This window comes from Nocardia grenadensis NBRC 108939 (genome assembly GCF_001613445.1).
GTDB classification, from domain to species: domain Bacteria; phylum Actinomycetota; class Actinomycetes; order Mycobacteriales; family Mycobacteriaceae; genus Nocardia; species Nocardia grenadensis.
On record NZ_BDCJ01000023.1, the window covers coordinates 1 to 24,347 of the forward strand.

The window sequence follows — 24,347 nt, forward strand, 5'->3', positions numbered from 1 at the left end:
CGTAACACTCGACACATGCGGGTTGCGTCGGCATTCGATCTTCGGGTCGGATGCCGACTTGACCGTCCGGTCAGCCTGCGTCTGTTCGCTTTCACGAACAGGAGCGACCTGTCGGTGCCGAGTTCGGCGAGGCCCTGAAAGGGTCGAGGCCCGTCCCGCCGTTCAGCCGTCGAAGTGCATGCGCCGAAGGCGCGAGTCTCGGCGGCTGAACGGCGGGACCAAGGGGGCCTCGACCCCGCGACGCCGGAGGCGTCGCCAATAAACACTGCTCTAGTATTGCGTAGTGTCTCCGGCCGATCGTGCGAACAGTAGACGCCGCCAGCCGCGGCGTCGTGGTTCGGCCGGTGGTGCGGCGAAACCTCGTATGCGTACCGTGCGGGAGACTTCGGCCGGGGGGCTGGTGGTCGATGGGCTGGACGGTCCGGCGGAAGCGCGCTGCGCCGCTTTGATCGGCCGTACCGACCGGCGGGGCCGGCTGCTATGGTCGCTGCCCAAAGGACATATCGAAGAGGGTGAATCCTCGGAACAAACGGCAATCCGGGAGGTTGCCGAGGAAACCGGTATCCAAGGCGTCGTCGTCGCCGAATTGGGCAGTATCGATTACTGGTTCGTCACCGAGGGTCGGCGGGTACACAAAACGGTGCATCATTTTCTGCTGCGTTCGGTCGGTGGTGAATTGTCCGACGCGGATGTCGAGGTAACCCAGGTGGACTGGGTACCGCTGAGCGAATTGAACTCGAGGCTGGCCTACGCGGATGAGCGGAGGCTGGCCGAGGTGGCGAACCGCCTGATCGACCGGATGGAGACCGGCAAGCGATGACGCGTGGACTGAGTCGGATCATGCTCGTGATCCTGACCATCCTCGGTTCGGCGGCGCTGCCCGCGCTGCTCGGATCCCCGGCTCACGCCCAGCCCACGGGATCGGCAGAGGACGACTCGATGCCGCAGTTCCTGAAGTTATCCCTGGATTCGGTGAGTCCGGGCACCGTCACCGCGCAGAGCGAGTCGGTGCTCACGGTAGCGGGCACCGTCACCAATATCGGTGACCGCGGGGTAGACGAGGTGGCCGTGCGGGTGCAGCGGGCGCGGCCGGTATCGGATCCCAGCGAGTTGCGTACGGCGCTGAAGCTCGACCAGGTGAATTACGAACTGCCGACGCCTTTCCAGGATGTCGCGGTGCGGCTGGAACCGGGCCAGCGGCAACAGTTCACCATGACCGTCCCGCTGCGGGACGCGTCGGGGACCTCGCTGAACATCACCGAACCGGGTGTGTACCCGCTGCTGCTCAATGTCAACGGGACCCCGGATTATGGTGGCCAGGCGCGATTGGACGATGCGCGGTTCCTGTTGCCGGTGCTGGGGTTGCCGGCCGCCGCGGACGGGAGCGCTCCGCCGCTACCCACACCCGCCGCTCCGCCGGTGCAGACCACTCTCCTGTGGCCGCTGGCCGATCGCCCCCGCATGGTGGCCGGGCAGACCGGCGATCTGGATCGGGAGGTCGAGCTGACCGATGACGAGCTGGCCGCGTCGGTGAGCCGCGGGGGCCGGTTGGACGAACTGGTGGGCGCCCTGGAGTCGGTTTTCGGCGACGATCGGGCGGCCGACGGTCCGTCCTCGGCGGTCTGCCTGGCGATCGATCCCGATCTGCTACTCACCGTGCAGGCCATGACCAGCGATTATCGCGTGTTGGCCAGTCCGTCCGATCCGGACGGCGCGACGCGTCCGGGTGCGGGGACCGAGTCGGCGAACGCCTGGCTGGACCGGTTGCGGAATCTGGCGTCCTCGATGTGCACGGTGGCGCTGCCCTTCGCCCAGGTCGATATCGAGGCGCTGGCGGCGGCCGCCGATCCCGCGCTGACCGCGCGGGCGCTGGATGCGCCGGCGACGATCGTCGACTCGGTCCTGAATACCCGCTCCGTTCGCGGTGTGAGCCTGCCCGACGCCAGCAGCCTGGACCAGGGCGCGGCACAGCTTTTGAAGAACCAGGGGTTCGGGACCGCGGTGCTGGCCGCCAATGCGGTGGCGCCCGAGGGCGGCGTCGGCGATCCGTACGCGGCCGTCCCGGATCTGGTGCGGCTGCCCGGCGTGCCGGGGATGGCTCCGCCCGCGCCGGCTCCCGAGTCCGGTGCCACTCCCGATGCCGTACCCGCCGGTGACACCGCCGACGACGGTGCCCGGCCGGATGCCGGTGCGCCGGCACAGACCCCGGCGGGGGCCGCGCCGGCGCAACCGGGTGGTGGCGGTTCCTCGACGTCCGATCCGGCGCTCCGTGTGGCGGCCTTCGATATCTGGCCCGCGGCCGCGCTGGCCGGGGTCGGATCCAATCCGCCCACGCCGGCCTATGTACCGGAATCGGCACGGTACGCGGTGACCAACGATTCCCGGACCGCGCGACTGCAGGACGCGCTCGGGGCGGTGTCCTGGCGGGCGCTGCAGGCCGATCCGGGCCGGCCGCGTTCGCAGTTGATCATGCCGCCGCAGCAGTGGGGAGCGAACCGGGACGAGGCCGCCGCGCTGCTGCGCCAGCTCGACCTGCTGGTCGAGAACAAACTGGTCGACCCCCGACCGTTCGACGATCTCGTCGCTCAAGCGCCCGATCCGGTCCCGTATCAGCTGACCCCACTGCCGGAGGCTGCCGTGGAGGCGGTGCCGGTCCATTTCGCGACCCCCGCGCGCGACCAGTCGCATCGGATCTCGCAGCTGCTACAGGCGATGGTGGAGGTGCCCGAGGCGGCGCCGACCCCGCGTGCCTATCTCGATCCGCTGCGCGACGACCTGGTGCGCGCGCTATCGCTGTCCGATCGGCGCGGCGGTCCCACCGCGCAGGCCGAGGTCTTCGCGCAGCGCCGGGTCGACAAGGCGACATCGACGGTCGACGAGATCTTCCGTTCGGTGACGGTGCTGCCGCCCGGCGGGGTGTACACGCTGGCCTCCGAGTCGAGTCCGCTGCTGCTGGTGGCCCGCAACGATCTGCCCGTATCGGTGCGGATCAGGTTCCGGATCGACGCACCGGCGGAAACCAAGATCACCGATATCGGTGAACAGCTGCTGCCGCCGCGCGGTACCCGGTCGTTCCAGATCCCGACCGAGGTCAGTGACAGCCGCAAACTCGTGGTGCCGATCTCACTGAGCACTCCGGACGGGGTGCCGCTGGGCTACGCCACCTCGATCTCGGTGCGATCCAACGCCTACGGCCAGATTCTGGCGATCATCACCGCATGCGCGGCCGCCCTGCTGTTCCTGCTGGCCGGTCGCCGGTTGTGGCGGCGTTTCCACGGTAAACGCGATCCCGCCGACAAAGGTATCGATCCCGGATTGCGGCAGCGGGTGGTCCGGTTGGGCCGGGCGCGTCGCCGTGGGCGAGGCCGTTCCGCGCCACAGGTAAGCGAGGCGACCCGGGAGGCGACGCGCGGCCGGGAACGGGTGTAGCGGCGGATTCCCACGCCGGCGGACCGGATCGGCGTCGGTTTCCCGAGAACCTCGGCTTCCGTGTGCCGCGTGGTCGCCGCTTGTTCGGCGGCCGGCTCCGGAGCTCCGACGGCCGGGCGTGGTGCACACGGCCGGGAGAGGGTGACCCGGACCCGGGACCCGTGGAAGATGGAGGGGTGCGCACCGGCTGCCCGGGTTCACCCGGGTGCCGGTGCGTATTCGGACGCGTTGCCGGCCGTTCGTCGGGCGCGAACGCCGAGACAATGTGTTCGACGCGACACAGGGGACAACCGCCGCGCGGGGTCCGGGCGATACAGGAGGCATGATGAGCGACGATGAATCCTCCGCTCATCGGCAGCAGCCCGGTCGACAACCCGACGGTCCACGAGCCCGCCGGTCCCCCAGCGCACCGTGGGAGCGAGCACCTCGGGCTCCCGGCTCGGAGACGGATATGACCGGCCATCCCGGCGATCCGGAACTGGACCGCGACCGCGCCGGCGCGTTCCCGGAGCCGCCCCCGCAATTGCGCCGGCCCGAGCGCTCCGGCACTCCGGCGGATCGGTCCGTCCCGCCCGGTTCGCGGCCGGGACCGGGACCTCGTCCCGGCCCGCATCCGGGGGAGGACCGCTATACCCCCAACCGGCCGCAGCAGCCGGATCCGCGCATGCCCCGGAATCAGCCGCCCGGGCGGCCCGTGAATCCGCCGGGTGCCCGCCCGCCCGTACCACCCGAGCAACGCTCCGCACCCCCCTCGGGTGCCCGCCCAGCCATCCCACCGGAACAGCGCTCCGCACCACCGGCGGGTGCCCGTCCGACGCTCCCACCCGAGCAACGCTCCGCGCCTTCCACGGGCGCCCGCCCAGCTGTCCCACCAGAACAGCGCTCCGCGCCTTCCACGGGTGCCCGCCCGGCCGTTGCCCCCGAGCGACGGCCCGCCCCCCCGGGACCCCCACAGGCCGCCGTACCGCCGATGCCGGGCGGCCGTCAGCAGCCACCCCCGGGCCGGTCGCCCGGGCCGGGTCGGCCGCCGGCACCCGGTGCTCGCCCGCCGAGCCCGGGACGACCCTACGAAGGGCGCCCTCTTCCAGACGGTGCGGGCCCGTCCTCCGAGCCGTTCCCCGCGCAACGGATGCGGCCGATGCAGCCGCCACCCCCCGGTGGTCCGCCGCCGGGCCGCACCGGGCCCCAGGACCGGCCTCCGATGCCTCCCCAGGCCCGGCCGCAGTCGCCGGAATCCCAGCCCCGGGTGCGCAACCGGCCCGGGCCGCAGCAGCCGCCTGCCGCCCCGGCCGCGTCGCGGCAGGCGCCACCGTCCCAGCCTTTCCGTCAGGTACCGGCGGGCCGCGAACCCGCACCGGTCGCCGCCGACGCGGTTCCCGCGCACAATCGGCCGGGCACCGGCCGGATGCCCGCGGTCGCCGTCGCGGAGAAACCCGCCGCGGACGCGGTCCCGGACAAGGCCGACAACAGCCAGGCCAGACTGCTGAAGGATTCCGGGTCGATCGCGATCGCCACCCTGATCAGCCGTATCACCGGTTTCGGTAAACAGCTCCTGCTGCTGGCGGTGCTCGGCCCGGCCGTCGCCAGCTCGTTCACCTCCGCCAGCCTCATTCCGAACATGATCGCCGAACTGGTACTGGGGGCGGTGCTGACGGCGATCGTGGTCCCCACGCTGGTCCGGGCCGAACAGGAGGACGCCGACGGCGGCGCCGCCTTCATCCGGCGCCTGGTCACCGCGGCCTCGGTCATCCTCGGCACCGCCGCGCTGCTGGCCACCGCGGCAGCGCCGATTCTGGCCACCCATGTCTTCGTCTCGGCCGACGGCAAGGTCAACACCGCCCTCACCACGGCACTCACCTTCCTGCTGGTGCCTGCGGTGCTGTTCTACGGGTTGTCCGGGATGTTCACCGCCATCCTCAATACCCGGGGCGCGTTCAAACCGGGTGCCTGGGCACCGGTGTTCAACAATGTGGTGGTCCTGGTCGTACTCGGCCTGTACGCGCTGACACCGGGGGAGATCACGCTGGACCCGGTGCGGATGAGTGACCCGAAACTGCTCGTGCTGGGTTGCGGTGTCACCCTCGGCGTCGTCGTGCAGGCCGTCGGTCTGCTACCCGCGATCCGCCGCCAGGGCATCGATCTGCGCCCGCTGTGGGGGGTGGACACCCGCCTCAAACAGTTCGGCACGATGGCGGCCGCCATCATCCTGTACGTGCTGATCAGCCAGATCGGCGCCATCTTCGCGAACAATATCTCCTCGCAGGCCGACGAGGCGGGCCCGGCGATCTACCAGAACGCCTGGCTGCTGCTCCAGCTGCCCTACGGCGTCATCGGCGTCACCCTGCTCACCGCGATCATGCCCCGGCTGAGCCGCAACGCCGCCAACGACGACACCCCCGCGGTGGTCGACGATCTCTCGGCCGCCACCCGGCTGACCATGATCGCGCTCATCCCCATCGTCACCTTCCTGACGATCGCCGGTCCGCAGGTCGGCGACGCGCTGTTCGGTTACGCCCGGTTCGCCGAAGACGCCTCCCGGCTCGGTACCGCGGTGAGCTTCTCGGCGTTCACCCTGATCCCGTACTCGCTGGTGCTGATCCATCTGCGCGTGTTCTACGCCCGCGAACAGGCGTGGACACCCACCTGGATCATTCTCGGGATCACCACGGTCAAGATCCTGTTCTCGGCGCTGGCCCCGTTCATCGCCGACAGCAGCCAGCAGGTGGTGATCGTGCTCGGCGTCGCGACCGGGCTCGGCTTCACCACCGGCGCGGTGATCGGCGGCTACCTGCTGCACCGCAGCCTGGGTGATCTGCGGATGGCCAATGTCGGGCGCACGGTCAGCCGGGTGCTTTTGGCCTCGCTGGCCGGTGGTGCGGTCATGCTCATCGCGGACCGGGTCATGGGACTGGACCGGCTGACCGAATCGCTCGGCGGTCCCGGCTCGTTCATCCGGGTGGGGATCACCGCGATCGTCATGTTCGCGGTGGCGTTCGGGTTGATGCGCCTGGCCGGTATCCCCGAGGTCGTCGCGATCACGGTGGCCGTATCGCGTCGCCTAGGCATCACCCCGCCGGCCCCCGAGATCGACCTCGGACCCGCCGAGGACGAATACGCCACTCGCATTCTGCACCGGCCGGATCCATATCTGGCGTACTCCGGCTTCGACTCCGCCATGGACGCGCAGAGCACCATGGTGCTGCCGGTGATCCGGCCGGACTCGGTTGAGCGCACCGGCGCGGGCCAGTTCCCGTACCCTGTTCGGCAGACGAGCACAAGAGGCAGGACCGCTGAAGTTGCGGCATACCAGGGCGAAGGAGGTCCGAGGGTGAGCGACGACGCGGTGGGCGAGCGCCCAGCCGCCGATTCTTCCTCGAATCCGGCGAGCGGTCGCCTGTCCACCGATGTTCCCCCGGAGCAGTCGGCACCGGGCGACCCGCACACCCGGCACGGGGTCGGTGGACCGTCCGCGCACGATCCGGCGTACTCGGCGGAGCAGCGGTCGGAAGCGGGGGCCTACCCCGACGACGACGAAACCGCGCGCTTCGCGGACGGATCGGACGACGGAAACGAACCGGGAGAGCCCGGCGAACACCTGTCGGAAGAGCAGTTGCACCAGACCGGTGCGCCGGTCTCGGCCACCGACCCGGTCTATGACACCGGCATGATCCCGGTGCCGCCGATGGCCCGGTCCAGTCGGGTGCAGCGCGGCCCCGAACTCATTCCCGGCGCCTCGGTCGCCGGTGGCCGGTACCGGCTGCTGGCCGGGCACGGCGGGGCGCGCGGGCTGCGGTTCTGGCAGGCACTCGATATCAAACTCGATCGTGAGGTCGCGCTGACCTTCGTCGACGCCGATCAGAAGGCCGCCGGTAATTCCGGCCAGGACGGTCCGCAGGCGATCCTGTCCCGGACCCTGCGGTTGGGCCGGATCAACTCGCCGGGTCTGGCCCGGGTGCTGGATGTGGTGCGCGGTAGTTCCGGCGGCATCGTGGTCGCCGAATGGACTCCGGGCCGGTCACTGCGCGAGATGGCCGAAACCGTCCCGTCGCCGATCGGTGCCGCACGCGCCATCCGGATCCTGGCGTCGGCCACCGAAATGGCCCACCGCAGCGGCGGAGCCCTGTCGATCGACCATCCGGACCGAATCCGCATCAGCGCGTCCGGCGATGCGGTGCTGGCCTTCCCCGGCACCCTGGGTGACGCGGATCCGCAGGGTGACGTCCGTGGCCTGGGCGCCATGCTGTATGCCCTCATGACCGCCCGCTGGCCGCTGCGCCCGGGTGGGAGCGGTAACGCCGCGACGGTCGGCGGCCTGCGCCTGGCCGATTTCGGTCCGGACGGCACGCCGGTGGAGCCGCGTCAGATCCGGCCCGAGGTCCCGTTCGAGATCTCCGCGGTGGCGGTGCGGTCGCTGGAACCCAATACGGGTGTCCGGACCGCCGCCACCATCCAGCATGTGCTGGAGCAGGCGTCGGTGGTGGATCAGAAGACCGATTTGATTCCGGTGCTGCGGCTCGGGCAGCGGGCTCCGTCGCCGGCCGACGAATCGCTGGCCGATCCGGAACTGCTCGCCGCCGAACGCGAGAAATCGCAGCGGATGATGTGGATCATGGTGGCCCTGGGCATACTCACCGCCCTCGTCGTCGGCATCGTCATCTGGTGGCTGGTCAGCGTTTTCGCCCCGGGTGACTCCAGCGAACCGCTCAACGAGCAGCAGGTCATCGGTCTCACCACCAGCCGCGCTCCGGATGCCTCGGAGACGCCGGCGGGTCCGTCGTCGGCACCTGCCGCGGCCGACGGTGTGCCGGTGCCGGCCAGCGGAGTGGTCGTGTTCTCCCCGGAGGGTACCCCCGACGATCCGTCCGGCGCCGCCACCACCACGGACGGCGATCCGGCGACCGCCTGGCGCACCGATCAGTACTTCCAGCAGTTCCCCGCACTGAAGAAAGGTGTCGGACTGCTGGCCACCCTGCCCAGCCCCGCGACGCTGACCAAGGTGTCGATCACCTCGTCCACCCCGGGAACGAATGTCGAGATCCGCACCTCACCCACCGAAACGGCCACCCTCGATCAAACCCAGCTCGTCGGCACGGCCGTCCTGGCCGACGGGGTGACCGAGGTGCCGATCCGGACCGATCAACCGGCGCGTTACGTCCTCATCTGGGTCACCGGACTGGGTAATTCGGGGGCGCAGTTCCAGAGCTCCATCGCCGAACTCGGGTTCGAAGCCAAACCCTGATCGGTGCCTTCCGAGCGGTCCGCACGTGCACGCGGGCAGGCCGAGATCGGTTGCCGCCGAATCGATTGCCGGGATATGATCGCGCTCCGCGCTCTCAGCAGGGAGCCCGGCGGGATCAGGGGTACGATTCCGCACGCTGCCACCGCGGCGGCTGTCGGTGCCGGATCACCGGCGGTCGTTGCTACCGTGAGCGCTGTCCAAGGGGTTGGTCATTGTCGTCCGAGTTGAACGCGGGGGTTCGTGCCGGGACAACACGAACCGGTGTGGTGGGAACAGGGGAACCCCAGCTGGATACGACAACCGATACGGATCTGCTGCGAGCCCACGCGAACGGGGCACCGCATGCTTTCGCCGAACTGATCCGCAGACACAACGATCATCTGTGGCAGACCGCGGTACGCGTCTGCTACACGCCGGAGGACGCGGCCGACGCCCTGCAGGAGGCTTTGCTCTCCGCGCACCGAAACGCGGGTTCCTTCCGGGCGGAGTCCGGGGTGCGCACCTGGCTGCACCGGATCGTGGTGAATGCCTGCCTCGACCGGATCCGCCGCAACCGCGCACGGCCCACATTGTTCCTCGCGCCGGAGGCCTGGCCCGAGATATCCGACGACTCCGACGATTACAGCCGGGTCGATATCTCGCTGGTGCTCGAACGCGCGCTTTTCCGGCTTCCACCGGACCAGCGGGCCGCCGTCGTCGCGGTCGACGTGGAAGGCTACAGCGTCGCGGACGCCGCGGAACTGCTCGGCGTTCCGGTGGGCACCGTCAAGAGCAGATGTGCGCGGGCCCGGCAGCGCTTGAAGACCGAACTGGATTCTCTGCAAGTGGAGAGGAACCAGATGTAGTGCCCACGCGTCAGTACCAGTGACACATTTTTCCTCCCGAACGGTATGTACCCGAGGGAGTACAGAAAAACCGGCCGCAGGAATCGGTATCCGAGTCAGATGGACGCAGCAGCATTGGAGGTGTGCAGGTCGTGAGCCCCATTCCGCAACCTCCTTTCCCGGCGGAGTTGCTCGCCGATCTGCACGCCGGGAATATCGATCCGGAGCTCAGTGCTCGGCTGTGGCCCGCGGTACGGCGAGACCCGGACGCGAAACGCTACCTCGACTCGCTGGACGAGCTCCGCGGGTCGCTGAAGGCTCTGGGCGTCGCCGGGCGGATCATCCGCCCGATTCCCGGCGATGTCGCCGCCCGCCTGGATGCCCTGGCCGAATCGCTGGGCCGGCCGGGGGGTGGCTCCGGAACCGATACCGCGTGGAACGGGCTCGCCGATCCACCGCAGGATTCGCAATCTGCCGATATCCCACCACCGGCATTCGATTCCGCGCCCCCGGCGCTCGACCGGGCCGGTCCAGGAACGACTTTCGAGCCCGCGGACCCCACCGCGCCCGTTGCTCTCGACGACCGCCGCAGGCGGCGGCGTCTCGCGGCCGGCCTCGCCGCCGCGGCAGTATTCGTGGTCGCCATCGGTGCCGCGTTCCTCACCGTCGGTGGTTCCGGCACCGACACCGCCCCCACAGCGGCCCCGCCGCCCTCCGCCGGTACCGAACCGGGCCCCGGGCTCGATACGGCGGTGGCACTGCGCGCGCTCGGCCGCAACGACGCCGGCGGCCGCCTGGCCGCCCCCGCGGCACTCGCCGCCTGCGTAGCGGCCGCCGGAATAGACCGCCCGGTGCTGGGGTCGGCCGATATGGACTTCCACGGCCGCGAAGCGGTCCTCATCCTGGTCGGCGGCCGGGACGGAGCGCATATCACCGCCCTGGTGGTCGGCCCCGGCTGCGCTCCCGGTAACCCCGATGTCCTCACGACCACCGATATCGGCTAGGCATCGTCCCGCCCGCGCTGCGATCGCAGGAGTTCCGCGGCCGCCCACCGCCGGACAGCACCCGCCGGGCGCGGGGAGTGGGAACAAAGCGCGTCTACCCTGTTGTTGACCGAATCGTCCCCGCTAGCTTTCCTGGAAGGGTCTCATGAGCACGCCAGTTCGCGACCTGATCATCGTCGGCTCCGGACCGGCCGGTTACACCGCCGCCGTGTACGCCGCCCGCGCCGAACTCCAGCCGCTGGTATTCGAGGGCACCCAGTTCGGTGGCGCGCTGATGACCACCACCGAGGTGGAGAACTTCCCCGGTTTCCGCGACGGCATCATGGGGCCCGACCTCATGGAACAGATGCGTGAGCAGGCCAAACGCTTCGGCGCCGATATCCGCACCGAAGATGTGGACGCGATCGACCTGAGCGGCCCGGTGAAGAAGATCACCGTGGGCGACGATGTGTACGAAGCACACGCGGTGATCCTCGCCATGGGCTCGGCAGCCCGCTACCTGGACGTCCCCGGCGAGCAGGACCTGCTCGGTCGCGGCGTGAGCGCGTGCGCCACCTGCGACGGCTTCTTCTTCAAGGGCCAGGACATCGTGGTGGTCGGCGGCGGCGACTCGGCAATGGAAGAGGCGATCTTCCTTACCAAATTCGCCGCCAGTGTCACCGTGGTGCACCGGCGCGAAGAGTTCCGCGCCTCCCGCATCATGCTCGAACGCGCCAAGGCCAACGAGAAGATCCGCTTCCACCTCAACGCCGAAGTCGTGCGGGTACACGGCGAGACCAGTGTCACCTCGCTGACCCTGCGTGACACCCGGACCGGCGAAACCTCCGAACTCGCCGCCACGGGCCTGTTCGTGGCCATCGGTCACGACCCGCGCAGCGAACTCGTCCGCGGCCAGGTCGAGCTGAACGCCGAGGGGTACGTGCAGGTGCGCGAACCGGGCACCCAGACCACCGTCGAGGGCGTCTTCGCCGCCGGTGACCTGGTCGACCACACCTATATGCAGGCGATCACCGCCGCCGGTACGGGCTGCCGCGCCGCCATCGACGCCGAACGCTGGCTCGCCGAAAAGGGCGATATCACCAGCAATACGCTGCGCCATGCCGACCAGCCGGTCGACGCCGCCGTAGCGAACTGACCCGCGGGCGCGTCGCGTCCGGGAGATCGAGGAGAACACCCATGTCCGAAAGCACCAACACGGTCACCGTCACCGATAAGTCGTTCGCCGACGATGTGCTGCTGAGCGAGAAGCCGGTGCTGGTCGATTTCTGGGCCACCTGGTGCGGGCCGTGCAAGATGGTCGCCCCGGTGCTGGAGGAGATCGCCGGTTCGCACGGCGAGAAGCTGACGGTGGCCAAACTGGACATCGACGCCAATCCCGAGACCGCCCGCGATTATCAGGTGATGAGCATCCCGACTATGATCCTTTTTGCCGGTGGCAAGCCGGTGAAACAGATCGTCGGAGCCAAGGGCAAGGCCGCTCTCCTGCGGGAACTCGAAGACGTGATCTGACGTCTCGAATACGCCAACAGGCGGCCGTGACACGGCGACGCGCCGTAATATGCCCTGACCAAGATTGTCGAATTCCGGTCCGGGTCTGACAGAATCGACCACGCTCCGTCGTGCGAGGGTGTAGGCCGTCGCATGAGTGGGTACCCGGGATTGACGAAAGGAAGGGCCCTCACGCATGCACCGACTTCGTCACGGCGACACCGGTCCAGCCGTAGCAGAGGTTCGGAGCACCCTGGCAAGTCTGGGGTTCCTGCACGCGCACAACGGCGTGGACACCGATAGCGCGGGCGAATACTGGAAAGACACCGAAGCCACCTTCGATTACCAGCTCGATTCCGCGGTGCGTGCGTTCCAGCAGCACCGCGGACTGCTGGTCGACGGCGTCATCGGTCCGGCCACCTACCGTGCGTTGAAAGAGGCGTCGTATCGGCTGGGCGCCCGCACCCTGATCTACCAGCTCTCCGCACCGCTTTACGGCGACGACGTGGCGACACTGCAGCGTCGGCTGCAGGATCTCGGATTCTATGTGCACCGGGTGGACGGGTTCTTCGGTCCGCACACCCACGAGGGACTGACCTCGTTCCAGCGCGAGATCGGCCTGTCGGCCGACGGTATCTGCGGTCCGGACACGCTGCGTTCGCTGGAACTGCTCGGCGCCCGGGTCACCGGTGGTAATCCGCACCGGATCGCCGAGGAAGAAGTGGTGCACCGGGCGGGGCCCCAGCTCACCGGTAAGCGCATCGTCATCGACCCGGGCCTGGGTGGAGACGACCGCGGCCGGGCCGTGCCCACCGAATTCGGCGATGTATACGAATCGGAGGTCCTGTGGGATCTCGCGAGCCGGCTGGAGGGCCGGATGGCGGCCACCGGGATGGAAACCTTCCTGTCTCGCCCGTGGGGGAGCAATCCGACCGATGTGGAACGCGCGGAAACCTCCAACGCCTTCGACGCGGATCTGATGATCTCGCTGCGGTGCGCGTCCAATTCCAGCCCCATGGCCAACGGCGTCGCCGGTTTCTACTTCGGTAATTCACACGGGTCGGTCTCCATGATCGGACAGGTCCTGGCCGGGTTCATCCAGCGCGAGGTGGTGGCCCGTACGTCATTACAGGATTGCCGCACGCATCCGCGTACCTGGGATCTGCTGCGCCTGACCAAGATGCCGACCGTTCAGGTCGACCTCGGCTATGTCACCAACCAGTACGACGCCTCGGTGCTGGCAAGTCCCCGGATGCGCGATGTCATCGCGGAGGCGATCCTGATTTCGGTGAAGCGCCTGTACCTGCTCGGGCAGGACGATCAGCCGACCGGCACATACACTTTCGCCGAGCTGCTGGCCGAAGAACTCGCCGCCGCCGACAGCGGATAGCGAGTTCCCCGGCCGGCGGTTCTACAGCGTGAGGACCCGGGTCGGCACGGTCATCGACGCGGCGGCCAGCAGCTGATCGAGGGCGTGCTCGACATCTTCCTTCCAGCCGTGGTCGGAGTCGAGTTCGAGCCGCAAGCGCGGGAAACGATGGTGCGGCGCCACCACCTCGAATCCGACCTCCTCCAGGAAGTCGGATTCGATCATGCAGTTCTGCGGACTGCAGTCCAGGCTGGATCCTCGTGTACCGCGATCGGGGGCGCCGATCCGTTCCATCAGGCGCATGGTCCCGGTGGGCCGGTCGGACAGGGCGGTGCTCGAGGGGGCGCCGCGGATACCGAATGCCTCCAGGGCGCGCACGCCGCGTCGGACGAGGTCGGTGACCACGCCCTGCACCAGGCGGTAGGCGATATCGCCATCCAGGTCGGGGTACTCCGTACCGAGGGTGGTGAGGAGTACCGCGTCGGGACTCACGGGGGAGGTGGGGAAGAGGGCGGCACGCGGAACGACCCGGGGCGGCGCGTAGAGGGCACAGCCGACGGTCTTGTCGTCGACGGTCGCCAATTGGCCGCAGGAACCCCATTCGAGCATGACCGTCGAAATCCAGGCTTCCTTCTCGAAGACCGGATCACTGAATCCACGCGAGTCCGCGGCCACCGCGGGATCCATTTCCCAGAACACACAGCGGCGGGCATGAGCCGGTAGCCGGCTGATGCTCTCCAGGGTTAGTCCTGTGACGCTGGTCGACACCGCTCTGCTCAGCCTCCAGCTATCCGATTCGTCTACGCTCACGCCGCATCATGGTTTTCTCGACAGCCAGAATATGCGATCAAGCGAACCCGCCTCATTTCGCGTCACCGTGATCTTCGATTGATTCCCGTAGCCCCGCTCTGACCCCAATGCCAAACACTGTCACAGTGACGTTTCAGCGCCGAGAGAGAGGTCGCGCGGGCAACACGGCGAAATTTCAGTTTTCGAGTGCCGACTGCATCATCAGCTCGACAATCCGTTCCAGATCATCCACCGATCCGAACTCGACCACGATCTTGCCTTTTCGTTTACCGAGGCTCACCGACACCTTGGTATCGAACGATGTCGATAGGCGGTCGGCTACATCCTGTAGTCCAGGGGAGTGGATCGGTGGCCGCTTCGGCGCCGGAGGTTTGGGCGGCTCCTCATCTCGGTTCGCCAGCTTCACCGCTTCCTCGGTGGAACGCACCGATAGCCCCTCGGCGACGATCCGGGCCGCGAGCACTTCCTGGGCGTCGGCGCCACCCTCGAGACCGAGCAACGCGCGCGCATGCCCAGCGGAGAGCACGCCGGCCGCGACCCGGCGCTGCACCGGAATCGGTAGCTTCAGCAGCCGGATCATATTGGTCACCACCGGCCGGGACCGGCCGAGCCGGGTGGCCAGTTCCTCCTGGGTGACCCCGAACTCTTCGAGCAGCTGCTGATAGGCCGCTGCCTCTTCGAGCGGGTTCAGCTGAACGCGGTGGATATTCTCCAGCAGCGCGTCCCGGAGCATGGCGTCGTCGTTGGTCTCACGGACAATGGCCGGGATCGTTTCCAGGCCGGCCTGCTGGCAGGCCCGCCAGCGCCGCTCACCCATGATGAGCTGATAGCGGCCGCTGCCCGATTCGATCTCTCGGACCACGATCGGCTGCATCAGCCCGAATTCCCGGACCGAATGGACAAGCTCCGCGAGGGCCTCGTCGTCGAAATACTGACGCGGCTGCTTGGGATTCGCCTCGATCTTGTCCGGTGCTATCTCTCGATACACCGCGTCACCGGCCGAAGCCAGCTCCGGAATCTCCACGGGTTCCGGCACCTGATGAAGATAGGTGGATGCCGGGCGGGGCCCGGGATCCAGCCCGATCACCGCATTGGCCGCCTCGGTCCCCAGACCCGCCGCGACAGGCGTCGGTCCCGTCGGGATCAATGCCGCCAGACCGCGTCCCAGCCCACCCTTTTTCGACTGACTCACCGGCCTACCCTTTCCCTTGCCCGCGTCCACAATCACGCCCGATCACACTCGATCCATTCACTCCGCGCCATCCGCCGCCGCGGCGTACTTCACCGCACCGCGTGCGGCGAGCTCCCGGCCGGCATCCAGATAGCTCAAGGCGCCGCGGGAGCCCGGATCATAATCCAGAACCGTCATTCCGTACCCGGGCGCCTCGGAGACCTTGACACTGCGCGGGATCACCGAGCGCAGCACCACATCGCCGAAGTGGCTGCGCACCTCCTCGGCGACCTGGTCCGCCAGCTTGGTGCGCCCGTCGTACATCGTGAGCACCACCGTCGATACATGGAGGTCGGGGTTGAGATGCGACTGCACCAGGCCGATATTCCGAATCAACTGACCCACACCTTCCAGCGCGTAGTACTCGCACTGGATCGGGATCAAGACCTCGCGCGCCGCGACCATCGCATTGATGGTCAGCAGACCCAGCGAAGGCGGGCAATCGATCAGGACGTAGTCGATGTCGTAGCCGGCGATATTGGCTTCCTGGATGGCTCCCTTGAGCCGGGCTTCCCGAGCCACCATGGAGACCAGTTCGATCTCTGCTCCGGCCAAATCGATCGTCGCCGGAATGCAGAGAAGATTATCGTTGTGCGGGCTCTGCTGAATCGCGTCCTGAACCTTGATCTCGCCGATCAGTAGTTCGTACGTGGACGGGGTACCCGACTGATGCTCGACCCCCAGTGCGGTACTGGCGTTGCCCTGCGGATCGAGATCGATTACGAGCACCTTCATCCCATGGTGCGCCAGAGCTGCGGCCAGATTCACCGTCGTCGTGGTCTTACCCACCCCGCCCTTTTGGTTGGCCACGGTGATGATGCGTTGCTCATGCGGTTTCGGCACTGTCACCTTTCCTGGGTGCATTAGCTGGCTCGCGCGGTGCGCCTCGGCAGCGATCGGCGTCTCGGTGGGGGAGATGTGCCCGTACGGCGTACTCCCGAAGGCTTCCGGGCCGATATTGCTGTTATCCAGCATTCCCGGTACGCGTGATGTTTCCCGTGAAACATTCGCTGAACCGTTCGACATAGACCGCTCCTAACGCGAGAACTGCAAGTCACGTGGCCTGACGGACGCCGGCGCCGTGTCGTCGAAACAAGCCGTACTGGTTCGAATCATGCTCCACGACGACGACTCGGCATCTACGCGAGGACCGGACAGCTTCGCTACGATCCATGATCACGCGAAGCTACCTCCTCTGACGCTGACACTCAGTCGCCAGTCGACCGAGCGGAGCTTTCGCCGCTGCAACACCAAGATTCCTACGTGGCACCGACGCTCACGCCCGACGCTCAATAGCTTGCCAGCCGCAGGCGCGATAAGAAAGCTGAATCGCGGCGACGCGCTCACGACACGCACAACTTTCCGCATTCCGAGGCAGAACGACGGTCGGCGACGAGCTGGAGCGCGATGTTTCACGGGAAACATCGACCACGCAACTCATCCATGCCTGAAAGTGCCGGAGGAAACCAGGTCCGGGAACCTCGACCGCTTCCTTCCATCCCCGTCGGCACAACTTCCGCGTGCCTCCATTTCCGACCTTACGGAGAGCGACCAGAGGGCGATGGACGACCCGCCTCGGCGGTCAGCATGTCGAGTGAAATCTCTGCTACGAGCAATCGATAGCCAACACTGTTGTCACAGTGACGGTTCGGTCGGGTAGGTCGACATACACCCGCGGCCGGGCTCAGAGAGCGCGCCCCCATCGAGTACCGCCTCCGCGCTACCCGCATCCGCAAAAGAACCGGCCGCGCACCCTGCAACACTTACGGCTGGTTGCCCTACCTCACCAGTCGTCCGCTCTGTGATTACGAACCGCCGCCGATTGGGGCCGCCCCTCCTTGGACAACTACGCAGGAGAGTTATGGACCGCCGGGATGGCAGCTTTCGAACCAGCGCATCGTCTCGACTTCATCTCCTTGCCCCATACCGCATGCACATCGTGGCGCAGACGACCGACTATCTGCTGTTGCCCCGGCCCACCCCGCGCAGCGGGATCATTCCATTTTCCGGCCGGCGCTTCCAGCACCAGACTGAATGGCCGCGCCCTCAGCCGGCCACCCTCATCAACCACGCGGCGGCCCGTGCCCGGCAGTGATTCTCCCGGACAGCCGACCCAATCTTCGAGTAATCGCGCTGGGACGACGCGTTGATCACAAATCACGGGCGGTCGCGGCGGTGATGTTTGTCGAGGTCGCTTGGATAGCGGCGGGTGCGCTGGGAGCCGTCGTAGCCGCCCGCCCGACGCACTGAGTTCGCGGTACCGACCCCACGCGGGCGCCGATCGGCGCTGCCTCACTGTCCGATGCCGTGTTCGGCCGGACCGACACATGGCCGTCCAACCCCGAGGAAACCATCGCCCCGGCCACAAAGACGTTGGCCGAAGGAGCACGCCGGCCACCTGCGTCGACCGACCCCGACAATCCGCTGCGACGTTCCACCCGAAACCACCATTCACGTCGAGCGCAGCAACTCGAGTTTCCGACCTCGGAGTGCTGGGTTCCGGCGGCATATCAACCACCGTCGAATGCCGTGTAGGTGCCGTTCGACTTCGCGTCGACACGAATTCGAGCATGCCTCGCGTATCCACACCGGCTGAGAGACTCGCGGCCGGTGCTCCGCGGCCAACCAGAGGCCGGCCCCCCAGCCCACCCATCGGACTACAACCGAACCAACCGCATCCGAGGTTCACGCCGGGCAGCCACTTCGATGCCTACGCGTCGCCCTCACGTCAGCTCACGAAGCCGAGCCAGAGGGGAGCGGTGCATACCCGGGGGCGGACCGGTGCGCGGCGGAGCAGGACTTGGTGCGCGCCCGACGGAGAAGCAGCTCACAGCGTGCGGCATCCGCCGAACGGATCCGCCATGCGCGCCGAGGAAGGAAACAATATTCCGCACCGGACAGGCGCCGATGCGCACCCGGACGGGAGACCGATCCCGACAGCAGGGGAGCGGACCGAGATAGAACCTGAGGCGAACCCCCCTCGGTGGCGCAGGCGGTAGCTGTGCCGATCGCCCCGACCCGCCGTACCTCTCACCTGTTCGGAAACTCATCTCGTGTGGATTCCCAGGATGATCTCGCATGCTTGTGCACCGACGCGCAACCCTGGACAGCACCGTCGAATCTTCCTACCGACTCCGGCGGGCAAGTCCGCGATACCAATGAATCGCGCTCGCGTACCGCAGCAGACGAGCCGGTCCATCCAACCGTTTCACGTGAATCTCGAGCGCGGGCGTTCGGCGGCACTGCCGGGCAGCCCGGCTGCTCAACAGGCGGAACATTGGGCCCGGCTCCCATCTACCCCGACCGATCACAGAGTTAGCGCCCCGCTCCGCAGCCTTTGAAGCGGCGCCGGAACATATGGGAAGAACTACTCGGCCGATAGCCGGATACCGAGAAGCGCCCGCTACAAGCACGCGAAGCCGGTCGCCGCGCTGGGCGCCGGCACCGAGGTCCTGCGGGCGGGTTGTGTCGCCGAGCGGCGATGCTCCCGCACGGGTGGTGCTGCACCAGCCCGCGGCCCGCGGCCAGGGAGCGATTCCCGACCTCATCCTGCAAGCCGACGAACTCGTGCGTATGCGGGCGGAGATCGAAACGATCCTGTCCCGGCACACCGGGCGCACCCCGGAGCAACTACGGCACGACACCGACCGCGACCGGGTGTTCACCGCGGCGGCCGCGGTCGACTACGGGCTGGTCGATTCGATGCTGACGCCGCGGAATCCGGCTCCGGCTCCCGCCCGGTGAGCGGCGACCGCGGCGACCGTGGTCGATAGGACTCAGCAGACCGACCGCCGCGATGGCTGGTCCGCTCCGAGCCGTGCGTCACACGATCAGGTCTGCGATCACGCAACCAGGATCTGCGGGCGCACCCCGCAAGCTCACCGAGCAGATACACGACGACTCCGGGACTCCGGGACTCCGGGACTCCGGGACTCCGGGACTCCGGGACTCCGGGACTCCGGGACTCCGGGACTCCGGGACTCCGGGACTCCGGGACTCCGGGACTCCGGGACTCCGGGACTCCGGGACTCCGGGACTCCGGGACTCCGGGACTCCGGGACTCCGGGACTCCGGGACTCCGGGACAGAGGGTCGCCGACCCCAAGGCCGCCGGCGGGCGAACGTTTCCCGTGAAACATGCGCCCGCCGGCCGAACCGTGACGAGTCCGCCCCTACTTCCGGCCGACTCGGCGGTCCGCCCGCACGGCCCGCTTGATCGACTTCTTCGGCGCGCGCTCCGAGCGGCGCAGCCGTTCCGCCGACAGAACCATGGTGGAGGTGGCGAGGATCTGGGCGCCGCATTCCAGAACGGAGAAATTCCCGGCACCGGCCCGCTCCACCGCGGCCCGGTCACGCGCCAACTCCTCGGCGACGCTGGATCCTTTGAGGGCGAGCATATGGCCGTGCTCGCGGAGCAGCGGAATCGACCATTCGGCCAGCCGCGCCAGGGGAGCGACCGCACGGGAAGTGACGACATCCGCGCCACCCGCCTCTTGGATGACACCGGGCTGTTCGGCCCGGCCGCGCACCACGGTGATGGCTAGACCGGCCGCGTCTATGAATTCCTTCAAGAAGACGGTGCGGCGGAGGAGCGGTTCCACGAGGACGATGCGGAGGTCCGGACGGGCCAATGCGAGGGGGATTCCAGGCAGGCCCGCGCCGCTGCCGATATCGACCACCGATGCGCCCTCGCCGATGAGTTCGCCGATGACCGCACAGTTGAGAATATGCCGCTCCCATAGGCGCGGCACCTCCCGCGGTCCGATCAATCCGCGCTCCACTCCGGCGGTAGCGAGTGCGGTCCAGTAGTCACGTGCCAACTCCAGCCGGGCACCGAAGACGGTCTCCGCTTCGGCCGGCGGCAGCGATTCCGGTGGTCCGGCCTCCGAATCGCCGAGATCTGGTTTCACGTGAAACACCCTTCTGTGTGGTCGTGTCGACTCGCCTGTCATGAAATATTCTCTACCGGCCCTCAACCGTAGTTGTCGCGACGCAGCGACGAGGGAGGGATATCGGATACAGGTGAGGCCCGGGTCCACGGACCCGGGCCTCACCCGACCACTCGGCACCCGGCTACCGCACGGGCCGCGGTCTCACTCCGGTACGACAACCACTCGACGGTTCGGCTCGGCGCCTTCGCTCTCACTCGCGACACCCTCGATCGAGGCGACGGCATCGTGCACGATCTTGCGCTCGAACGGCGTCATCGGGGCGAGCTCTTCGGGGGCGCCGGTTTGCAGCACACGCTGCGCGGCCGCGGCGCCGAGCGCGCTGAGGTCCGTGCGGCGCTTGGCGCGCCAGCCCGCCACATCGAGCATCAACCGACTGCGGATACCGGTCGACTGCTGTACCGCGAGCCGGGTGAGTTCCTGAAGTGCGTCGAGCACCTCGCCGCTGTGGCCGACCAGTTTCGTCAGATCTTTACCACCGTCGATACTCACCACCGCGCGGTCGCCTTCGACGTCGAGATCGATATCACCGTCGAAGTCGAGCACGTCGAGCAGCTGCTCGAGGTAGTCGGCGGCGATCTCACCCTCTTCGATGAGCGCCTCCTCGGCCTCACTCACCGCGTCGTCGGACTCGGTCTCCACGACGGTCGTGGATACGGTGGCGTCTCCACCTTCGGTCTCGAGAGTCATGTGTTTCCTTTATCTGCTCGCCGGATCCCGGCCTGCCCCGGCCGGGATCACGATCACAAGGGGTCTGGGGGAGTGGCTCAGCGCCGACGCTTCTGATTGGCCCGGCCGCGGTTACCCGGTCGCTTCTGACCGCTCGACCGCCGCTGGCCCGATTGTTTACCGCCCGACTTGGCGGTCGGCTTCGCCGCCGAACCGTTCGTTTCCGCATTGCCGGCCTCCGCCGAATCGGACTCCGTCTCGCCACCGGCCTTCACCGGCTTCTTCTTGGTATCGACGGGCTTCGCGCCGGGCTTGGGTGCGTTTTCTGCCTGTTTCGCTGCTTTGGCCTGACGCTTGGCTTCTTCTTCTTTGGCCATACGGCCGAAGACGAGGTGCTGCTGGCCGTAGGTCCAGATGTTATTGGAGACCCAGTAGAGGAGGATGGCGATCGGTAGGAAGGGACCACCGACGAGCACACCGAACGGGAACACCCACAGCGCCAGCTTGTTCATCAGCGCGGCCTGCGGGTTGGCCGCGGCTTCGGCGCTCTGGCGGGCCACCGAGGCGCGCGCATTGAAGTGGGTGGCTATCGCGGCGATGATCATCAGCGGGATCGCGACCGCCGCGATGCTCACCTTGCTCGGGATACCGCCGTAATCGGCGAAGGCCAGCAACTCGTCGGCCGGCGCGGTGATGAATGCCGAGATCGGCGCGCCGAAGATACGGGCGCTCAGGAAGGACTGCACATCGTCGGCGTTGAAGACGTAGTTCGGAGTGTGGGCGTTGGTGTACGGGTCCATCCCGAGCTGCCCGAAGCCGTGACCGGTCCGGTTGAACGAACGCAGCACATGGAACAGACCGAGGAACACCGGAACCTGAGCCAGGATCGGCAGGCAGCCCATGAGCGGGTTGAAGCCGTGGTCCTTCTGGAGCTTCTGCATCTCCAGCGCCATCTTCTGGCGATCGTTCTTGTACTTCTTCTGCAGCTCTTTGATCTGCGGCTGCAGTTCCTGCATCTGCTTGGTGGTACGAACCTGTCTCACGAACGGCCTGTAGAGCACCAAACGCAGCGTGAAGACGAGGAACACCACGGACAGAGCCCAGGAAAGGCCGTTGTCCGCCCCGAAGGCGAAGCCGAAGACCCGGTGCCAGAACCAGAGGATCCAGGACACCGGATAGTAGATGAAATCGAGCACGGCTCTATGCACTCCCGTCGGTAGTGTCACCGATCACCGCGTGCGGTGATCCCTTACAAGCTTCGGTCCGCGGATCGTCGTGGCCGACGTTGCGCCGCCGCTCCGGTACGGGATCCCACCCACCAGGGTGCCAGGGGGCACATTTGGCCAGTCGCACGGCCGTCAATCCGAGACCGATCACCAGCCCGCGGGTGCGCAGTGCGGTGACCGCGTACTCGCTACAGGTGGGGGTGAACCGGCACACCGGCATGCGAGTGGGGGAGACATAGGTCCGGTACAGCTCGATCGAGAAGATCAGAATATTCGCGGGCCACCGGCGGACGGTCGCCGCGTACGCACCCAGTGCGCTCATCGTGACGTACCCCGCCCGGCCGTTACGGCCGATAGGACGCCGAGCTTGCGCAACCCGCTGCGCAGCTGACGGCTCAGCTCATCGCTGCCGGCGGTCGCGGCGCCGGGAAGTGCGCGGATCACGATATCCACCTCGGCGGGGATGTCGGCGGTCAGTTCTGCACAGATATGACGCAGGCGGCGGGCCGTGCGGTGTCGTACGACCGCGTTGCCCACCGCCTTGCTGACGATCAGCCCGAATCGCGGACCGCCGAAACGGACCGGCGTGTGGTGCACTGCCGGGCCCCCCTGGTCGGCCAGCACATGGACGACCAGATCGCGATTTCCCGTTCGTCTGCCGCGCCGTACCGTTCGGGAGAAATCGGCACGGTGGTGCAGCCGGTGCGGCTCAGGAAGCACCGGGACGCCCGAGGTTAGTCGAAGCCGCCGCGGCGGCATAGTTACCGGCGGCGTTGGCTACGGGGTTCGGCGGACCCGGCATCGGACACCGAATTCGACAGGGAATCAGGCGGTGAGTGTGCCGCGGCCCTTACGACGGCGCGCGGAAACGATAGCGCGGCCCGCACGGGTCCGCATCCGGAGACGGAAACCGTGGACGCGCGCCCGACGACGGTTGTTCGGCTGGAACGTCCGCTTGCCCTTGGCCACGGTCAACACTCCTCGAATTGGTGGGCGCCCTGCGGCACCCGAAGCTTTCGGTGATTCTGGCGATGTCTACCCGGCACCGTGGTCCTGGCGAACGGTCAGCACAGAACAATCACCACGCCGGGGGGTGACTGTACGAGGGTACTTACCCAGTTCTACCGGGTCAAACTCGCCCCCGCCGTGGCGCTCCGGCCGGGCATCCGGCGATCCGGCCACCCGGCCCGCGGCGGCGTGGCACACCGTGCGATCGTAGGTAGGCACACAGGGGTGCAGATCGGGTGCTCACCGCCGACCCGCGCACAGCGCGGGACCGCGGGCGGTGGTCCGCTGAGATTGTCCCCAGCTGTGGATAATTGTGTGGAAATACCCTGTGAATGGCATATTCGTAGGGCCGAAGGTGCCACGCCGCAGCCGGAAGAGCGGGGATTCCGGGCAGCGTCCCCGGGCATCGTATCCACGGGATACGGCAGATCGGTGGTGCGGACGTATGCGGTGTCACTGGGCCGAACCAGTACAGTGGACGCACCGCGAGCCCCGGACGTCTGCGCCGAGCAACCGACTCCCGGGGAGGACACTGGATGGACGACGAGCAGAACGTACTGGCCACCGTGTGGCCGGAGGTGGTCGCGGAGTTGACCACCGGTTCGCCCGACGGCGCCATCGGCGCGGTGACCCGAGCTCAGCAGGCCTGGCTCAAACTGGTCAAACCTTTGATGGTCGTCCAGGGCTTCGCGCTGCTCTCGGTTCCTTCCTCACTCGCTCAGGAGGCCATCGAACGTGACCTGCGTGAACCCATTCTCCGGTCGCTCGGCCGCCGGCTCGGCCCGCAGGTGGAAGGTCTCGGGGTCCGGATAGCCGCGCCCCTGCCCACCGGATCCGACAACGGTCCGGCCCGGCACGCGCGGATGACCAGTCGCCCGGAGCCGGCTCCCCGGCCCGACCATTTCGGCAACGGCCGTTCCCGACCGGCACCGTCCACATTTCCCGCGGCCGGACCGGTCGAGACCTCATGGCCGGCCGAGGCCGTGCGCGAACCCGAGGGCGCTGAGTACCCGGGTCGCGGATACCCACCGGATCCCGGATTCCCGCATCCCGCGGAGATCCCCGGTGAGCCGCGTTTCCCCGGGCGGGGCTTCTCCCATGA

Annotated in this window: 18 protein-coding genes and 1 pseudogene; 10 read left to right on the forward strand and 9 right to left on the reverse strand. The window is 67.7% G+C overall.

What is annotated here, in order from left to right; genetic code table 11:
- Positions 1 to 283: 283 nt before the first annotated feature.
- From NGR01S_RS23420 to NGR01S_RS23455, 8 genes are all read left to right on the forward strand, one after another.
- Positions 284 to 820, forward strand: coding sequence for an NUDIX hydrolase (locus NGR01S_RS23420; RefSeq protein ID WP_063040370.1), 537 nt, complete (start codon positions 284 to 286; stop codon positions 818 to 820).
- On the forward strand, positions 817 to 3,429 hold the full coding sequence (locus NGR01S_RS23425; RefSeq protein WP_245664729.1) for a DUF6049 family protein: 2,613 nt from the start codon (positions 817 to 819) through the stop codon (positions 3,427 to 3,429). Before NGR01S_RS23420 ends, NGR01S_RS23425 begins: the two co-directional genes overlap by 4 nt.
- A gap of 1,405 nt (positions 3,430 to 4,834) precedes the next feature.
- Complete coding sequence (locus NGR01S_RS23430) at positions 4,835 to 8,668, forward strand: lipid II flippase MurJ (RefSeq protein WP_063040469.1); 3,834 nt, start codon at positions 4,835 to 4,837, stop codon at positions 8,666 to 8,668.
- Between the two features lie 263 nt (positions 8,669 to 8,931).
- Positions 8,932 to 9,513, forward strand: coding sequence for an RNA polymerase sigma factor SigM (gene sigM, locus NGR01S_RS23435; protein ID WP_063040372.1), 582 nt, complete (start codon positions 8,932 to 8,934; stop codon positions 9,511 to 9,513).
- Positions 9,514 to 9,635: 122 nt separating this feature from the next.
- Positions 9,636 to 10,496: an RsmA family anti-sigma factor gene (locus NGR01S_RS23440; protein WP_063040374.1), complete on the forward strand. Its 861-nt coding sequence runs from the start codon at positions 9,636 to 9,638 to the stop codon at positions 10,494 to 10,496.
- 145 nt (positions 10,497 to 10,641) lie between these two features.
- Positions 10,642 to 11,631 carry a thioredoxin-disulfide reductase gene (trxB, locus tag NGR01S_RS23445; protein WP_063040376.1) on the forward strand — a complete coding sequence of 330 codons (990 nt, stop codon included), beginning with the start codon at positions 10,642 to 10,644 and terminating at the stop codon, positions 11,629 to 11,631.
- A 41-nt stretch (positions 11,632 to 11,672) separates the two neighbouring features.
- Positions 11,673 to 12,005: a thioredoxin gene (gene trxA, locus NGR01S_RS23450; RefSeq protein ID WP_030524460.1), complete on the forward strand. Its 333-nt coding sequence runs from the start codon at positions 11,673 to 11,675 to the stop codon at positions 12,003 to 12,005.
- Positions 12,006 to 12,180: 175 nt separating this feature from the next.
- A complete protein-coding gene (locus NGR01S_RS23455) occupies positions 12,181 to 13,374 on the forward strand; it encodes an N-acetylmuramoyl-L-alanine amidase (protein ID WP_063040378.1) in 1,194 nt (397 codons plus the stop codon).
- Between the two features lie 21 nt (positions 13,375 to 13,395).
- On the opposite strand, the gene NGR01S_RS23460 is transcribed toward NGR01S_RS23455, so the two are convergent.
- Positions 13,396 to 14,121: a hypothetical protein gene (locus NGR01S_RS23460; RefSeq protein ID WP_063040380.1), complete on the reverse strand. Its 726-nt coding sequence runs from the start codon at positions 14,119 to 14,121 to the stop codon at positions 13,396 to 13,398.
- Here NGR01S_RS23460 and NGR01S_RS31630 point away from each other — a divergent pair.
- Entirely contained in the window at positions 14,105 to 14,245 is a 141-nt protein-coding gene (locus NGR01S_RS31630) for a hypothetical protein (RefSeq protein ID WP_169811955.1), read from the forward strand. The two genes, NGR01S_RS23460 and NGR01S_RS31630, sit on opposite strands and share 17 nt — an antisense overlap.
- A 93-nt stretch (positions 14,246 to 14,338) precedes the next feature.
- Here the strand turns inward: NGR01S_RS31630 and NGR01S_RS23465 are convergent, their stop codons facing one another.
- The gene (locus NGR01S_RS23465; protein ID WP_063040471.1) at positions 14,339 to 15,355 is read right to left on the reverse strand and encodes a ParB/RepB/Spo0J family partition protein; all 1,017 of its coding nucleotides are present in this window, start codon (positions 15,353 to 15,355) and stop codon (positions 14,339 to 14,341) included.
- 57 nt (positions 15,356 to 15,412) lie between these two features.
- Entirely contained in the window at positions 15,413 to 16,369 is a 957-nt protein-coding gene (locus tag NGR01S_RS23470; protein WP_169811956.1) for a ParA family protein, read from the reverse strand.
- 2,514 nt (positions 16,370 to 18,883) lie between these two features.
- Between NGR01S_RS23470 and NGR01S_RS31175 the strand changes: the two are divergent.
- Positions 18,884 to 19,138: pseudogene (locus NGR01S_RS31175) on the forward strand (ClpP family protease); the annotation flags it as partial.
- Positions 19,139 to 19,565: 427 nt separating this feature from the next.
- Here NGR01S_RS31175 and rsmG read toward each other — a convergent pair.
- The 6 genes from rsmG to rpmH form a co-directional block, all read right to left on the reverse strand.
- A complete protein-coding gene (gene rsmG / locus NGR01S_RS23480) occupies positions 19,566 to 20,312 on the reverse strand; it encodes a 16S rRNA (guanine(527)-N(7))-methyltransferase RsmG (protein ID WP_174551740.1) in 747 nt (248 codons plus the stop codon).
- Positions 20,313 to 20,486: 174 nt separating this feature from the next.
- Positions 20,487 to 21,032 (reverse strand): Jag family protein, encoded by a 546-nt coding sequence (locus NGR01S_RS23485; protein ID WP_063040386.1) that lies wholly within the window; start codon positions 21,030 to 21,032, stop codon positions 20,487 to 20,489.
- A 77-nt stretch (positions 21,033 to 21,109) separates the two neighbouring features.
- Positions 21,110 to 22,207, reverse strand: coding sequence for a membrane protein insertase YidC (gene yidC / locus NGR01S_RS23490; RefSeq protein ID WP_063040388.1), 1,098 nt, complete (start codon positions 22,205 to 22,207; stop codon positions 21,110 to 21,112).
- Between the two features lie 4 nt (positions 22,208 to 22,211).
- A complete protein-coding gene (yidD, locus tag NGR01S_RS23495) occupies positions 22,212 to 22,559 on the reverse strand; it encodes a membrane protein insertion efficiency factor YidD (protein WP_063040390.1) in 348 nt (115 codons plus the stop codon).
- Positions 22,556 to 22,957: a ribonuclease P protein component gene (gene rnpA, locus NGR01S_RS23500; RefSeq protein ID WP_063040392.1), complete on the reverse strand. Its 402-nt coding sequence runs from the start codon at positions 22,955 to 22,957 to the stop codon at positions 22,556 to 22,558. Before rnpA ends, yidD begins: the two co-directional genes overlap by 4 nt.
- Positions 22,958 to 23,062: 105 nt before the next feature.
- The gene (gene rpmH, locus NGR01S_RS30485) at positions 23,063 to 23,206 is read right to left on the reverse strand and encodes a 50S ribosomal protein L34 (RefSeq protein WP_058854877.1); all 144 of its coding nucleotides are present in this window, start codon (positions 23,204 to 23,206) and stop codon (positions 23,063 to 23,065) included.
- Positions 23,207 to 24,347 lie beyond the last annotated feature (1,141 nt).